The organism is Cryobacterium sp. TMT1-62, assembly GCF_004403145.1.
Classification (GTDB): Bacteria; Actinomycetota; Actinomycetes; order Actinomycetales; family Microbacteriaceae; genus Cryobacterium; species Cryobacterium sandaracinum.
Genome location: NZ_SOGZ01000046.1, coordinates 12303 through 26886 on the forward strand (window position 1 = coordinate 12303; position 14584 = coordinate 26886).

The window sequence follows — 14584 nt, forward strand, 5'->3', positions numbered from 1 at the left end:
CGGGCCCCGCCGCGTCCGAGTTCAGGAACCCAGCGAAACCCACACCCATCATCCGTACGTCCTTAGACCCGCGGCTTTTCCTTCATTTCGATCGTCTCGATTTCGTCACCGATCTGGATGTCGTTGAACTTGCCCAGGCCGATACCACACTCGAAGTCCGTACGGACCTCGGTGACATCGTCCTTGAACCGGCGCAGTGACTCGATGCCCAGGTTGTCTCCCACGACGACACCATTGCGGATTACCCGCGCCTTGGCGTTTCTCGTGATGACGCCCGACCGTACGATGACGCCGGCGACGTTTCCGAACTTGGAGGAGCTGAACACCTCGCGGATCTCGGCGACACCACTCTGCACCTCTTCGAACTCGGGCTTGAGCATTCCCTTGAGGGAGTTCTCGATGTCCTCGAGTGCGTTGTAGATGACCGAGTAAAAGCGCACATCCACGCCTTCACGGGCTGCGCGTTCGCGTGCCTTCGTGTCGGGGCGCACGTTGAAGCCGATGATGATGGCGTTGTCGACGGTGGCGAGGTTGACGTCGCTTTCCGTGACCGCACCGACTCCGCGGTGGATGATGCGCAGCTGAACCGAATCGTCGACCTCGATCTTGAGCAGCGACTCTTCCAGGGCTTCAACAGCACCGGAAACGTCACCCTTGATGATGAGGTTGAGTGATTCAACCTTGCCCTCTTCGAGTGCACGGGTGAAGTCTTCGAGGCTGATCCGCTTGCGGGCCTTGGCCAGCAGGGCGTTGCGCTCGGCGGCTTCGCGCTTCTCGGCGATCTGACGAGCCGTGCGGTCTTCCTGAATCACCAGGAAGGTGTCGCCTGCACGCGGCACGCTGGAGAGGCCCTGAACCTGGACGGCACGGGACGGGGTTGCGGCGAGCACGGGCACGCCGTTCTCGTCTGCCATCGCACGAACGCGGCCGTAGGCCGTTCCCGCCACGATGGAGTCCCCGACGTTCAGTGTTCCCGACTGGATGAGCACGGTCGCCACGGCGCCACGCCCCTTGTCGAGGCGAGCCTCGATGGCCACGCCGCGAGCGTCCTTGTCCGGGTTGGCCCGCATGTCGAGACCGGCGTCAGCGGTGAGGAGCACGGCGTTCAGGACTTCCTGGATGCCGGTGCCCTGCTTCGCCGACACGTCGACGAACATGACGTCTCCACCGTATTCTTCGGCGACGAGACCGAACTCGGTGAGCTGCTGGCGCACTTTCTGCGGGTTGGCGCCGGGCTTGTCGATCTTGTTGACTGCAACCACGATCGGCACGTTGGCGGCCTGGGCGTGGTTGAGCGCCTCAATCGTCTGCGGCATGATGCCGTCGTCCGCCGCGACCACGAGGATCGCAATGTCCGTCACCTGGGCACCACGGGCACGCATGGCGGTGAACGCCTCATGGCCCGGTGTGTCGATGAAGGTGATGGCGCGTTCAATGCCCTCGTGTTCGGTGATGACCTGGTAGGCACCGATGTGCTGCGTGATTCCGCCGGCTTCGCCCGCGGCCACCTTCGCGTTACGAATGGCGTCCAGGAGCGCGGTCTTGCCGTGGTCGACGTGACCCATGACGGTGACGACGGGGGGACGGGCGACAAGCTCGTCATCCGTCTCGTCTTCCAGCTCCTGGTCGATGTCGATGTCGAAGGCGAGCAGCAGCTCGCGGTCTTCGTCGTCCGGAGAGACCATCTGAATCTTGTAACCGAGCTCGGAGCCGAGAACGTCGAACGTGGCCTCGTCGAGCGACTCGGTTGCCGTGGCCATCTCACCGAGGTGGAACAGGACCGTGACCAGGTTTCCGGGGCTCGCGTCGATCTTGTCGGCGAAGTCCGTGATGGACGCACCGCGGCGCAGACGCACCACGGTTCCGCCGTCGCCGCGGGGTACGCTCACGCCACCCAGCGACGGAGCCTCGCGCAGCTCAAACTCTGCTCTCTTCGTCCGCTTGGACTTGCGGGCCTTGTTCTTGCCGCCACCGCGACCGAACGCACCAGCGGTTCCGCCGCCGGGGCCGCGACCGCGACCTCCGGCGCCGCCACCACCGGCAGGACGGGGCGGGCCGAAGCCGGGGGCCCCGGCCGGGGCGCCACCAGGACGCTGGAAGCCGGGGCGTGCGCCGCCGGCACCACCCGGAGCGCCACCGGGACGCTGGAACGCACCCGGACGCTGACCGAAACCAGTCGGGCGCGGGGCCTGCCCGGGTCCACCCGGACGAGGTGCACCGGGGCGCGGGGCCGCGGGGCGCGGAATGTTACTGGGCGAAGACGTGGACGGCGGGCGCTGACCCATGCCCTGCGCGCTCGCAAACGGGTTGTTGCCGGGACGCGGACTCGGGGTCTTGCCCATGCCCTGGTTGCTGGCGAACGGATTGTTGCCCGGACGAGCCGCGGGCGGCTTCGGCACGGACGCACCGGGCTTGGCTGCGCCCGAGGCGCCACCCGCGGTCTTGGCGACCGGGGCATCCGTCGCGGACACGGTCTCGGTGACGATCGCGGCAGCCGCAGCCTTCGCGGCAGCCGCAGCCTTCTCGGCAGCCTGAGCCTGACGCTCGGCGACTGTGAGCGGGGCAGTCGGCATCGGCGGGGCGTCCGCGGTGGGAGCAACCGCTGCGGGGACCTCGACGACGGGACGTACACCCGGCTTGACGGCCAACTTGGCCGGGGACGGACGCGCGCCGCCCGGCTTTGCGGGGGTTGTCGCGGCGATGGGGGTGGCGCCGGCTGGAGCTGTGGCAGTGGCGGCGGGAGCCGCGGTGCTGGAGCCATCGGCCGCCAGGGCGGCGCGCAGACGGCGCGCTACCGGGGGTTCAACGCTACTGGACGGGCCCTTGACGAACTCGCCCATCTCTTTCAATTTAGCAAGGGCAACCTTGCTGTCGACGCCGAGCTCGCTAGCGATCTCGTGTACGCGTGGTTTCGCAGCCACAATTCTCCTGTTCCGGGTCTGCACCCGGAAAGGGGCAGACCGTTAGTAACGGACGGGTCTCATTTCGAGCCGCTCATTAGTTATCCATAAGCCTGTTCAGCCTGTTCTCTAGTTGATTCGCGTCCATTGAACTGGTCACGCGAAGGGCACGCCCGAAAGCGTGTCGCCGCAGTGCGTCCTGGAAGCACGCGGTAGTGGGATGCAGCCACGCGCCTCGCCCAGGCAGAGTGGCGGTTTCATCCACCACGAGTTCCGATTCTCGGGCTACAACTCTCAGAAGTGAGGATTGCGGAGCGCGCAAACGGCATCCAATGCACGTTCTAACGGGATTCATCGTACCCCCTATTCCGTGTCCTCCAGAATGCTGTCCGGCTGAATGTCGATTTTCGCACCCGTGAGCTTGGCCGCGAGGCGCGCATTCTGACCTTCCTTGCCGATCGCCAGCGACAGCTGGTAGTCGGGAACGAGGGCTCGGACGGCCTTGATCGATTCGTCGATCACGTAGGAACTGGTGACCTTGGCCGGCGACAGTGCGCTGGCGACGAAGGTGGCCAGGTCTGGCGAGTAGTCGACGATGTCGATCTTCTCGTTGTTGAGCTCCACGGTGACGGCGCGCACGCGCTGGCCGAGTTCGCCGATGCAGGCGCCCTTGGCATTGACGCCGGGCTCCGTGGCGCGAACGGCCATTTTGGTGCGGTGACCGGCCTCACGGGCAAGCGAGACGATTTCGACGACGCCGCTGGCGATCTCCGGCACCTCGAGGGCGAAGAGGCGACGCACCAGCGAAGGGTGCGTGCGGGACACCGTGATCTGCGGGCCTTTGAGGCCCTTGCCGACGGCAGTGACATAGACGCGAATGCGCTGTCCGTGCACGTAGCTCTCGCTCGGCACCTGCTCTTCGGGCGGCAGGATCGCCTCGATCGTGCCCAAGTCGACGTGGATCATGCGCGGGTTCGGACCCTGCTGGATGATCCCGGCGACGATCTCACCCTCGCGGCCCTTGAATTCACCGAGCACAGCGTCATCGGCCAGGTCGCGCAGACGCTGGTTGATGACCTGCTTGGCCGCGAAGGCCGCGATGCGACCGAAGTCGGTGGGGTTGTCGACGGCTTCGCCGACGACGTTGCCCTCTTCGTCGTGTTCGGGCGCAAAAATATCGACGTGGCCGGTCTTGCGGTCGAGGACGACGCGCGCTTCCGGCTCTTCCTCGACGACCTGCTTCGTGGAGACTTCACCCTGCTGGGTGTGCTTCACGTAGGCCGTCAGAATTGCTTGCTCAATGATCCGCACGAGTTCCTCGAAGGGAATCTCTTTCTCGCGCTCCAACTGCCGCAACACGCTGAGGTCGATGTCCATGGCCGGCCTCCTCTATTCAGATCTTGCCGCCGCGAAACTGCGCAGCGGGCTCGTCCTAGATTAGCCGAATCCCCGGACGCCCGTCACCCGACCCAGGCCCGTCCCGCGCCGAAACTGCCTTCCCCTCGGCCCGAGCGCGGCGCTACGCTGGGCGGATGGCCGCCGATTCCGTATCCGACAACGCTCACCACGCTGCACGCACCGTCGAGGGCAGCCGCACCTTCCAACTTCTGGCCCGCGCCGGTTATGCGGTGAACGGCCTGCTTCACATCATGATCGGCGCCATCGCAATCAGCGTGGCAACGGGCGCCGGTGGCGAGTCGGCAGACCAGTCTGGCGCGCTCGGGCAGCTGGCCCAAACCCCCGGCGGCGTGTTCGTGCTCTGGACGGTGGTTCTCGGCCTGGCCTCGCTCGGCCTCTGGTATCTGGTACAGGTGTTCCTTGAACCCGCCCAAGATCCGAAACGCAAGTGGGCCCACCGCGCCGTCCTGATCGGCAAGGGTGTCGTCTTCCTGTTCATCGCGGGGACGGCGTTCACGTTCGCCCGCGGAGCCTCGGCAAGCTCGTCGGAAACAGCCAGCGACTCGACCGCGAGACTGCTGTCGATTCCCGGGGGCGTCGTGCTGCTCTTCGTCGCCGGCCTGGCCGTGGTCGTGATCGGCGGCGTCTTCGTTCACCGCGGCGCCAGCCATGGCTTCACCGACAGCATCACGGTGCCCGGCGGCCCGGCCGGCACGGTGGTCGTCATCCTCGGAACCGTGGGCTACATAGCGGAGGGCATCGCGCTGGCCGCCGTGGGCATCCTCTTCACCGTGGCGGCTTTCACGCTCGACCCGGAGAAGGCCACCGGCATGGACGGTGCGCTGAAATCACTCGTGGCGCTGCCGTTCGGGGTGGCGATCCTGGTGCTGGTCGGCGCCGGAGTGATCGCTTATGGCGTGTACTGCTTCGCCCAGGCGCGGCTCGCCCGCCTCTGAACCTTCAGCCGGGCCGGGCGCTCAGGCGAAGCTGGCGGCCAGTTCGGCAATGGCCACCTGGGTGCGCCCACCGGTGCGACGGTCCCAGAGTTCCACGATGCCGTCGGCGGCGCCACGGCCCACGATGACGATGACGGGGATGCCGATCAGTTCCGCGTCGCCGAACTTGACGCCCGGCGACACCTTGCGGCGGTCGTCGTAGAGCACGTCGCGCTGGGTGCTCTCCAGCATGGCGACAACGGTTTCGGCAGTCTCGAAGACGACATCGTCCCGGCCGGTGGCGATCACGTGCACGTCGAACGGCGCGACCGTCTCGGGCCAGATCAGCCCCTTCGGGTCGTTGTTGAGTTCGGCGATGGTGGCGAGGATGCGGGTGACGCCGATGCCGTAGGAACCCATCGTGACCGTGACGAGCTTGCCGTTCTCGTCGAGAACCTTGAGGCCGAGCGCCTCAGCGTACTTTCGGCCGAGTTGGAAAACGTGGCCGATCTCCATGCCGCGGGCCAGCTCCACCGGGCCGGAGCCGTCGGGCGCGGGATCGCCGACGCGAACCTCGGCGGCCTCGATGGTGCCGCCCAGCGCGAAATCCCGGCCGGCGACGAGACCGAAGACGTGGCGGTCGGGCTCGTTCGCGCCCGTGATCCACTCGGTGCCCTCCACGACGCGCGGGTCAACCAGAAAACGGATGCCGGTGGTCGACTTCTCACCAAACACCGCTCCGTTCGCGCTCCAGGGTCCGATGTAGCCCTTGACCAGCCCGGGGAACTTGGCAAAGTCCGTTTCGTTCGCGGCCTCGACCTCGGCGGGGGTGACGGCCACCTCGACGCGCTTGAGGTCCACCTCGCGGTCGCCGGGGAGGCCGATCACGAGGAGTTCACGGGTGCCGTCGGGTTGGATGAGCGCGAGGACGACGTTCTTGAGGGTGTCCGCGGCGGTCCAGGCGCGGCCGTCGGGACGCGGATGATCGCTGTTGGCCCGGTCGACCAGGGTCTGGATGGTGGGGGTGCCCGGGGTGTCGAAGACCTCGGCGGCGGGGAAGCCAGCCCAGTCGATCGATGGCGGGACGACCGTGCGGAACGCCTCGATGTTGGCCGCGTAGCCGCCGGCCGAGCGTACGAAGGTGTCTTCACCGACCGGGGTCGGGTGCAGGAACTCTTCGCTCTTGGAGCCGCCCATTGCGCCGGCATCCGCCTGAACGATGACGTACTCGAGGCCGAGCCGGGTGAAGATGCGCTCGTAGGCGTCGCGCTGAGCCTGGTAGCTCGTGTCGAGGCCGGCATCCGTGTAGTCGAAGGAGTAGGCATCCTTCATCGTGAATTCGCGGCCGCGCAGCAGCCCGCCGCGGGACCGGGCCTCGTCGCGGTACTTGTCCTGGATCTGGAAGATCGACAGGGGCAGGTCCTTGTAGGAACTGTAGAGGTCCTTCACGAGGAGTGTGAAGACCTCTTCGTGGGTGGGGGCGAGGAGCAAGTCGCTGCCCTTGCGGTCCGTGAGCCGGAAGAGGCCGTCGCCGTATTCGTCCCAGCGGCCCGTGATCTCGTAGGGTTCCCGCGGCAGCAGGGCCGGGAAGTGCACCTCGAAGGCGCCGGCCGCGGCCATCTCCTCGCGCACGATCGTCTCGATCTTGGCCTTGACGCGCAGACCGATCGGCAGCCACGCGAAGATTCCGGGGGCTTGGCGGCGGATGTAGCCGGCGCGCACCAGCAGGCGGTGGCTGGTGACCTCGGCGTCCGAGGGGTCTTCGCGGAGGGTACGGAGGAAGTAGTTGGACATACGAATAGGCACTCACCCACTTTACGGCGCGCGGACAGACGTCGCGGCGCACCCGGTGGACGCCGGCACCTGTTCCGCGGTCCGCGGGATTCCACAACCCGCGCCGCGAACCGTCTTGACCGAGGTGCCGCCAGCGGCGGTCGCACCAGCGGCGGTCGCACCAGCGGCGGTCGCACCAGCGGCGGTCGCGCTCGCGGCGGTCGCGCTCGCCGAGACCTGGCGACCCGACGTGCGGAGGCTCCCGCCCCGGGCATCCGTTACGGCCGGTCGCTAACCTCGGAGATTTTCGCAACACGCCGCACACCCCACGCGCGAAAACCGGTGTGTCTCAAAAATTCCCGCGTTTACGTGACAACGGATGCCCATGACGAGTGTGCGCGGCTGGCCCAGCGACGCACCGCGACGCCGAATGACCGCACGTTCCGGCCGACGAGTCCTTCCCATCAGAGCCCCGGCAGCTTCCGTCTCCCGAACGAATTCGACGGAGATTCTGCCGGAATCGGCCCTAGAGCCCGCGAAAAGTCCCCACTACGTGAAAATCTCCGTCGAATTGGTTCAACGCTGGTACGGTGCTCCACCTGTGATGAACGTCATGCACGCGGCGCCTGAGATCTGATCTCCCGGACGCGACGCGACGCGACCCAGCGAATGGGACTCGCTGGACTCGTTGGATCTCGACTAGTTGGAGCCGACCGTCACGACGGGGGCGCCGAGGGAGTCTTCGCTCGGCGGCATCTCGGCGGCCATCCGGTTGGCCTCCTCGATCAGGGTCGCGACGATCTCCGACTCCGGCACGGTCTTGATGACCTCGCCGCGCACAAAGATCTGGCCCTTGCCGTTACCCGACGCCACGCCGAGGTCGGCGTCGCGGGCCTCGCCCGGTCCGTTAACGACACAACCCATCACGGCAACCCGGAGCGGCACGGTCATGCCCTCGAGGCCGTCGGTGACGTCGTTGGCGAGCTTGTACACGTCGACTTGGGCGCGACCGCAACTCGGGCAGGACACGATCTCCAGCTTGCGCTCGCGCAGGTTCAGCGACTGCAGGATCTGCAGGCCCACCTTGATCTCCTCGGCCGGGGGCGCGCTCAGCGACACCCGGATGGTGTCACCGATGCCTTCGCCGAGCAGGATACCGAACGCCGTGGCGCTCTTGATGGTGCCTTGGAACGACGGTCCGGCCTCGGTGACGCCGAGGTGCAGGGGCCAGTCGCCGCGTTCGGCGAGCAGCCGGTAGGCCTTGACCATGATCACCGGGTCGTTGTGCTTGACGGAGATCTTGAAGTCGTGGAAGTCGTGTTCCTCGAACAGGCTGGCTTCCCAGACGGCGCTCTCGACGAGCGCCTCCGGAGTGGCCTTGCCGTACTTCTGCAGCAGGCTCGGCTCGAGCGAGCCGGCGTTGACGCCGATGCGGAGGGAGACGCCGGCTGCTTTGGCCGCGGCGGCGATCTTGCCGACCTGGTCGTCGAACTTGCGGATGTTTCCCGGGTTGACGCGCACGGCGGCACAGCCGGCGTCTATCGCGGCGAACACGTAGCTCGGCTGGAAGTGGATGTCGGCGATGACCGGGATCTGGCTCTTCATCGCGATGATCGGCAGCACCTCGGCGTCGTCGCGGCTGGGCACGGCGACGCGCACGATGTCGCAGCCGGATGCCGTCAGCTCGGCAATCTGCTGCAGGGTCGCGTTGATGTTCGTGGTCGGTGTCGTCGTCATCGACTGCACGCTCACCCGCGCGTCGCCGCCGACGAGTACCTTGCCGACCTTGATCTGACGCGTCTTGCGACGCGGAGCGAGAACTTCAGGTACTTTGGGCATTCCCAGGTTGATTGCAGCCACGGCGACAGCTTACGCGGCGAGACCGGGCGAAATCTGAACGGATGCCGGATGACTCCCGACGGTCGGGGCCACCGCCGGAACGCATCGCCACCCCTACCCGATCGACCCCCGGCCCGATCGGTCTTCTGAAGGAGATCCGCTATGAACCACAGTGCCGTGAACAGCAGCGACGTCGTCATCCTCGCGGGCTCGCGCACACCGCAGGGTCGGGTGAACGGGCAGCTCTCAGGCCTCACCGCCGTGCAGCTGGGAACCGCTGCCATCACCGGGGCGCTCGCCCGCGCCGGCGTGACACCCGATCAGGTGCAGTTCGTGCTTATGGGCCAGGTCCTGCAGGCCGGCTCCGGCCAGAACCCGGCCCGGCAGAGCGCGATCGGCGCCGGCATCCCGTGGAACGTTCCGGCAATGACACTGAACAAGGTGTGCCTCTCGGGGTTGGCCGCCGTGATCGACGCGGCCCGGATCATCCGTCTCGGTGAAGCGGATGTCGTCGTGGCCGGCGGCCAGGAATCGATGTCGAACGCCCCGCACCTGCTGCCCGGCTCGCGCACGGGCTGGGCCTACGGCAGCGTCACCATGCTTGACCACGCCGCCAGCGACGGGCTGACGGATGCTTTCGACGGCCTCTCTATGGGCCTTTCCACCGAGCATGTCAACGGGCGGCTCGGCCTGCTTCGGGCGGACCAGGATGCCATCGCGGCCGCCTCGCACCAGCGCGCCGCCGCCGCCGTCGAGAACGGCGTCTTCGACGACGAGATCACCCCGATCAGCGTTCCGCAGCGGAAGGGCGAGCCGCTCCTGGTCGCCACGGACGAGGGTGTGCGCGGCGACAGCACCACGCAGACGCTGGGCCGGCTGCGCCCGGCCTTCACCGAGGACGGCACCGTCACGGCCGGCAACTCGTCGCCGCTGAGCGACGGTGCCAGCGCCCTCGTGCTGTGCAGCCGCCGCTTCGCCGACGACAATGAGCTCAGCTGGCTGGCGGTGGTGGAGTCCTCCGGCCAGGTCGCCGGACCCGACAACTCGCTGCACTCACAGCCGGCGAACGCGATCCACCGCGCGTTGGAGCGCCAGGGCTGGGCGGCCAACGAGCTCGACCTGGTCGAGATCAATGAGGCCTTCGCCGCGGTGTCGCTCGAATCGACCCGGGAGCTCGGCCTCTCCCCCGAGCAGGTCAACATCCACGGCGGCGCGATCGCCCTCGGGCATCCGATCGGGGCCTCGGGCGGCCGCCTCGCGCTGCACGCGGCGCTTGAGCTGGCCCGGCGCGGCACCGGTAAGGCCGCCGTCGCCCTCTGCGGCGGCGGCGGCCAGGGTGAGGCGCTGCTGCTCTCGCGCTAACGCCCGTACCGGACGCCGCTCGCAGACGCCGAGAGTCGCCGTTTTTGCCCAGTTGACCTGGCGGAACGGCGACTCTCGGCATTTTCGGCGAATCTCGGCGAATCTCGCCGGGCAGAGCCGCGGGGAGCTGCGCCGGGACGCGCCGCGGATCAGCCGAAGATGTTGATCGGTTTGACGATGTCCGCGTAGATCAGCAGCAGGCTCATGGCGCCGAGCACCACCACGACGGCGAAGGTGAGCGGCATCAGTTTCGCCGTGTCGACGGGGCCCGGGTCGGGGCGTCTGAACAGCTTGGCGATCTGACGCCGCAACCCTTCCCAGAGCGCGCCGGCGACGTGTCCGCCGTCGAGCGGCATCAGCGGCACCAGGTTGAACACGAACAGGGCCACGTTGAGCGAGGCCAGGAGCCCCAGCATGCTCGCGATCTTGCTGTTCACCGGGATAGCGTCGATGCTGGCGATCTCGCCGGCGACGCGGCCGACCCCGACCACACTGATCGGGCCGTTGGGGTCGCGCTCCCCCGGTCCGAAGGCCGCGTTGGCGATATCGATCATGCGCTGCGGCAGGTTCGCGATCATGTGCACGACCGCGCCGATGTTCTCGCCCACCGCGGGCAGCACGGCGGTCGCCGGCTGCGGCACGAACTCGCCAGCCGGGCCGATTCCGACGAAGCCGACCTCCTGAGTCCTCGGCTCGCCGGCGGCATCCTCTTCGATCTCGCCGTCGGCATCGCTCACGTAGCGTTCGGTGAGTTTCGGGGTGATGGTCAGGGTCTGCTGGGTGCCGTTGCGTTCGACGACGGTGGCAAGCGGGATGCCCGGCGACTCGCGAATGATCTCGGTGGACTGGTCCCAGCTGTCGATCGGGGTGCCGTTCATGCTGACCAGGCGGTCGCCCGGCTGCAGGCCGGCCGCGGCGCCGGGCGCCTTCTCGTCGGTCGGTTCGCAGGTCTGCCGGGTGCTCGTGGCCGGCAGCACGCACTCGGACACGCTGCCGACGCTGGTGCTGGCCTGGGCCGTTCCGAAGCCCATCAGGAGCACGGCGAAGAGCACGACCGCGATGAGGAGATTCATCGTGGGCCCGCCGAGCATGATGATGACACGCTTGAAGACGGGCAGGCGGTAGAACGCGCGGTGCTCCTCGCCCTCACCGATGGTGTCGGCGCTGGACTGGCGGGCGTCGTCGACCATGGTGGCCATGGCGCCGGGCTTCTTCTCCGGTTCACCCTCCTGCACCAGCTGGTTGAAGAAGCCAGTGCTGGATGCCTGCACTCTGCCGCCCTTTTTGGCGGGCGGGAACATGCCGATCATGGCGATGTAGCCGCCGAGCGGGATGGCCTTCACGCCGTACTCGGTCTCGCCCTTGCGACGGGACCATAGGGTGGGCCCGAAACCGATCATGTACTGGGTGACCTTGACGCCGAAGAGCTTGGCGGGAAGCAGGTGCCCGATCTCGTGCAGGCCGATGGACAGGGCAAGGCCGACCACGACGATCAGAACGCCCAGAATATACAGCAGCACGGTTTCCACAGTCGTAGATTACCCACTCCACCCTGCGAGGGCGCTGGCTGTTCCCCCTGCAAGGTGTGGTTTGCTTGACTTTACGGATCCACGAGGAGGTTCCCTCTGTCCAAGCCACACGCCGTCGGTCCCATCGGCATCAGCCTGGCCGACCGTTTTCGTATCGACGCTCTGCTCGGAACGGGCGGGATGGCATCCGTTTACCGGGCCACCGACCTCTTTCTGGGGCGTACGGTCGCCGTGAAGCTGTTCCGTCTCGACACGGCCGACGACGCCGGGCCCGAGCGCCAGAGCGGCGAGGTCACGGTGCTCGCGAGCCTCAACCACTTCGCCCTGGTCACCCTGTTCGACGCCGGCACGGCCGTGATCGACGGAGTCTCGCGCACTTACATCGTGATGGAGCTCGTGGACGGCACGGACCTGCGCAGCAAGATCGCCGACGGGGCCCTGCACCCCGACGAGGTGGCAGCCATGGGCGCCGACCTCGCGGAGGCGCTGCACTACGTGCACGCGCGGGGCATCATCCACCGCGACATCAAGCCCGCGAACGTGCTGCTCGCACCGTCGGGCTTCCCCGGCCGCGCCATGCATGCCAAACTCGCCGACTTCGGCATTGCCCGTCTCTTCGACGCGACCCGCCTCACGGCGACCGGGTCTCTGCTCGGCACGGCCGGCTACCTCAGCCCCGAACAGGCACTCGGCAACACCATCGGCCCGCCCAGCGACGTCTACTCGCTCGGACTCGTGCTGCTCGAATGCCTCACTGGCGAGCGCGCCTTCACCGGAACGGCGATCGAATCGGCAATGGCCAGGCTGCAGCGGCAGCCGCACATCCCGGCCCATCTCGGCCAGCGCTGGGCCGCTGTTCTGGGCGGCATGACCATCCGCGAGCCGGCCGACCGACTCAGCGCGGGTGACGCAGCCGTGCAGCTGCGACGCCTGGTCAGCGGGGAGAACGTCGCCGATGTCACCGCAGTCACCGTGGCAATGGGGGCTCCGGGGGCCACCGAGCTTCTGGAACCCACCGCCGATCTGGGCGCCAACGAGCTGTTGGAGCCCACTGCCGTCCTGGGCGCCACCGAAACCCTCGAGCCCACCGCGGTCCTCAGGGCCGCGACCCTCGAGCCGACTGCGGTTCTGGCCGTCACGAAGGTCATCACTGCCCCGAAACCCGGCGCGGATTCCCCCACCGAGTTTCTGACGCCGGCCGGCGCTCCGGCCCGCTCACCGGGCCGCGCGGCGGAACGGTCCCCGGGTAGCGCCCGTGGCACCACCATCGCTCCCGCGTGGCGCCGGCCCCGAGTGCTCGCCTCGCTCGGAGTCCTGGCCGCGCTCATTCTGCTCGCCGTGGTGGTCTTCACCCCGCGGGTGGCTGAACCGGCCACGCCCGCCGCTACCTACCCGGCCGTCGACGGCTCCCTCGGCACCAATCTGAAGCGACTCCAGGAAAGCGTGACGCCATGATGCCTCGGGCCCGCCTAACACTCGCACTGGCCGCGGTCACGCTCGTCGCGTCCACCCTGACCGGGTGCGGGAGCACACCTCCCGACCTGCAGCAGAGCACCGCAACCGAGTTGCAGGCCGGTGTGCGGAACGTCACAGCGGCCGCCGCGGCCGGCGACTTCGAGGCCGCCCAGGCCTCGCTCGAGGCCGTCCAGGCCGACCTGCTGACCGCGGCCGCGGCGGACGGGGTGAGCGCCGCCCGTGCTGCCGACATCCAGTCAGCCCTCAACCTGGTGTCCGCGGACCTGACCGCTGCGATCGAGGCGAGCAAGCCGGAGCCGACCGTGGCCCCGGTTCCAGCCCCGAGCCCGACGTCCGTTGACAACGGCAACGACAAGGACGACGGTAAATGCAAGAAGAACGACGACGGCTGCGACGACGAGGACTAGCGTCGGCCTCAATTCAGGAGGATACATGCCCCAGCAACTGATCGTCGGCGCCGGCATGGTCGGACGACCGCTCGCCGAGCGTCTGATGATTCGAGGAGACCAGGTGACCGTCGGAACACGCTCCGGCGCGGCGGCACCCGGGGTAGAATCTGTCGTGCTGAACGCGAGCGACGCCCAGACCTTCACCCGGGCGGCAACCGGCATGTCGACGATCTTTCTGTGCATCAACCCGCGGTACACCGACTGGCCCACCCAGTGGCCGCCGGTCATCGACGCGGCGCTGACGGCGGCATCCGTCACCGGCGCCCGCCTGGTGATGATGGGCAATCTCTACCCGTACGGGTCTCCGACCGGGCCGATGACCGAGCATTCGCCGGAAACGACCACCGAGACGAAGGGGCTCGTGCGCAAGGAGCTCTGGCACCGGGTGAGGGACGCGCACGACCGCGGCGAGATTCGGGCCGTCGAGGTGCGGGCGAGCGATTATTTCGGGCCGGGCGTCGTCGGCACTGCGCATCTCGACGACCGGTTCTTCAGAGCCATCCTGGAATCGAAGACCGCCCGGGTCGTGGGCCGGCCCGGGCGCGTGCACAGCTGGAGCTACCTGCCCGACATCGTGACAACTCTCGTGGCCGCCGCCGACTACCGGGGCGACTGGGGCCGCCTCTGGCATGTGCCGAGCACGGCCATCACCCGTGACGACATCGCCGCCCAGCTCAACCGCCGCTACGGCACGCACGGCACGGTGGCGGGCTACCCGCAGTGGCTGCTCAAATCGCTCGGCGCGCTGAACCCGATGATGCACGAGATCTGGGCCTCGAGCTATCAGCTCAGGGTGCCGTACATCATCGATTCCGCCGAAACCGAGCGCGAGCTCGGCGTCGGCAAGACCCCGTGGCCGGATGCCCTCGCCGCCACCGCGGACAGTTACCGCAGCTCAGGCGACACGGCCTAAGCTGCGTGGC

General features: G+C 67.8%; 11 protein-coding genes. 5 read left to right on the forward strand and 6 right to left on the reverse strand.

Translation table 11 applies throughout. From position 1 onward, the window contains the following. Nucleotides 1-62 precede the first annotated feature (62 nt). The 3 genes from infB to nusA all read right to left on the reverse strand — a co-directional run bounded on the left by infB (nucleotide 63) and on the right by nusA (nucleotide 4277). Nucleotides 63-2921 carry a translation initiation factor IF-2 gene (gene infB / locus E3T34_RS13625; protein WP_134343304.1) on the reverse strand — a complete coding sequence of 953 codons (2859 nt, stop codon included), beginning with the start codon at nucleotides 2919-2921 and terminating at the stop codon, nucleotides 63-65. Between the two features lie 76 nt (nucleotides 2922-2997). Next, nucleotides 2998-3255, reverse strand: a complete 258-nt coding sequence (locus tag E3T34_RS13630) for a YlxR family protein (RefSeq protein WP_134343305.1) — start codon at nucleotides 3253-3255, stop codon at nucleotides 2998-3000. Between the two features lie 8 nt (nucleotides 3256-3263). Next, nucleotides 3264-4277 (reverse strand): transcription termination factor NusA, encoded by a 1014-nt coding sequence (gene nusA, locus E3T34_RS13635; protein ID WP_134343306.1) that lies wholly within the window; start codon nucleotides 4275-4277, stop codon nucleotides 3264-3266. Nucleotides 4278-4432: 155 nt separating this feature from the next. Between nusA and E3T34_RS13640 the strand changes: the two genes are divergently transcribed. Beyond that, nucleotides 4433-5254 (forward strand): DUF1206 domain-containing protein, encoded by an 822-nt coding sequence (locus tag E3T34_RS13640; RefSeq protein WP_134343307.1) that lies wholly within the window; start codon nucleotides 4433-4435, stop codon nucleotides 5252-5254. Nucleotides 5255-5275: 21 nt separating this feature from the next. On the opposite strand, the gene E3T34_RS13645 is transcribed toward E3T34_RS13640, so the two are convergent. Continuing rightward, nucleotides 5276-7027 carry a proline--tRNA ligase gene (locus E3T34_RS13645; protein WP_134343319.1) on the reverse strand — a complete coding sequence of 584 codons (1752 nt, stop codon included), beginning with the start codon at nucleotides 7025-7027 and terminating at the stop codon, nucleotides 5276-5278. A gap of 678 nt (nucleotides 7028-7705) precedes the next feature. Next, entirely contained in the window at nucleotides 7706-8866 is a 1161-nt protein-coding gene (gene ispG / locus E3T34_RS13650) for a flavodoxin-dependent (E)-4-hydroxy-3-methylbut-2-enyl-diphosphate synthase (protein ID WP_174720143.1), read from the reverse strand. A 141-nt stretch (nucleotides 8867-9007) separates the two neighbouring features. On the opposite strand from ispG, the gene E3T34_RS13655 reads away from it, so the two are divergent. Beyond that, complete coding sequence (locus E3T34_RS13655) at nucleotides 9008-10207, forward strand: acetyl-CoA C-acetyltransferase (RefSeq protein WP_104100269.1); 1200 nt, start codon at nucleotides 9008-9010, stop codon at nucleotides 10205-10207. Nucleotides 10208-10356: 149 nt separating this feature from the next. Here E3T34_RS13655 and E3T34_RS13660 read toward each other — a convergent pair whose 3' ends face one another. Next, complete coding sequence (locus tag E3T34_RS13660; protein ID WP_166784821.1) at nucleotides 10357-11736, reverse strand: RIP metalloprotease; 1380 nt, start codon at nucleotides 11734-11736, stop codon at nucleotides 10357-10359. Nucleotides 11737-11889: 153 nt separating this feature from the next. Between E3T34_RS13660 and E3T34_RS13665 the strand changes: the two genes are divergently transcribed. The 3 genes from E3T34_RS13665 to E3T34_RS13675 are packed head-to-tail and all read left to right on the forward strand — an operon-like array spanning nucleotide 11890 to nucleotide 14574. Next, nucleotides 11890-13191, forward strand: coding sequence for a serine/threonine-protein kinase (locus tag E3T34_RS13665; RefSeq protein WP_255570942.1), 1302 nt, complete (start codon nucleotides 11890-11892; stop codon nucleotides 13189-13191). Beyond that, on the forward strand, nucleotides 13188-13619 hold the full coding sequence (locus tag E3T34_RS13670) for a hypothetical protein (protein ID WP_104100271.1): 432 nt from the start codon (nucleotides 13188-13190) through the stop codon (nucleotides 13617-13619). The genes E3T34_RS13665 and E3T34_RS13670 overlap by 4 nt, the downstream gene beginning before the upstream one ends. A gap of 25 nt (nucleotides 13620-13644) precedes the next feature. Then, complete coding sequence (locus E3T34_RS13675) at nucleotides 13645-14574, forward strand: hypothetical protein (protein WP_104100272.1); 930 nt, start codon at nucleotides 13645-13647, stop codon at nucleotides 14572-14574. Nucleotides 14575-14584: the final 10 nt, after the last annotated feature.

Bases quoted from the DNA above. Each gene is read 5' to 3' on its own strand.
- E3T34_RS13670 (WP_104100271.1), top strand. From the start codon at position 13,188: ATGATGCCTCGGGCCCGCCTAACACTCGCACTGGCCGCGGTCACGCTC.
- E3T34_RS13655 (WP_104100269.1), top strand. From the start codon at position 9,008: ATGAACCACAGTGCCGTGAACAGCAGCGACGTCGTCATCCTCGCGGGC.
- E3T34_RS13645 (WP_134343319.1), bottom strand. From the start codon at position 7,027: ATGTCCAACTACTTCCTCCGTACCCTCCGCGAAGACCCCTCGGACGCC.
- nusA (WP_134343306.1), bottom strand. From the start codon at position 4,277: ATGGACATCGACCTCAGCGTGTTGCGGCAGTTGGAGCGCGAGAAAGAG.
- E3T34_RS13630 (WP_134343305.1), bottom strand. From the start codon at position 3,255: ATGAATCCCGTTAGAACGTGCATTGGATGCCGTTTGCGCGCTCCGCAA.
- E3T34_RS13640 (WP_134343307.1), top strand. From the start codon at position 4,433: ATGGCCGCCGATTCCGTATCCGACAACGCTCACCACGCTGCACGCACC.
- E3T34_RS13675 (WP_104100272.1), top strand. From the start codon at position 13,645: ATGCCCCAGCAACTGATCGTCGGCGCCGGCATGGTCGGACGACCGCTC.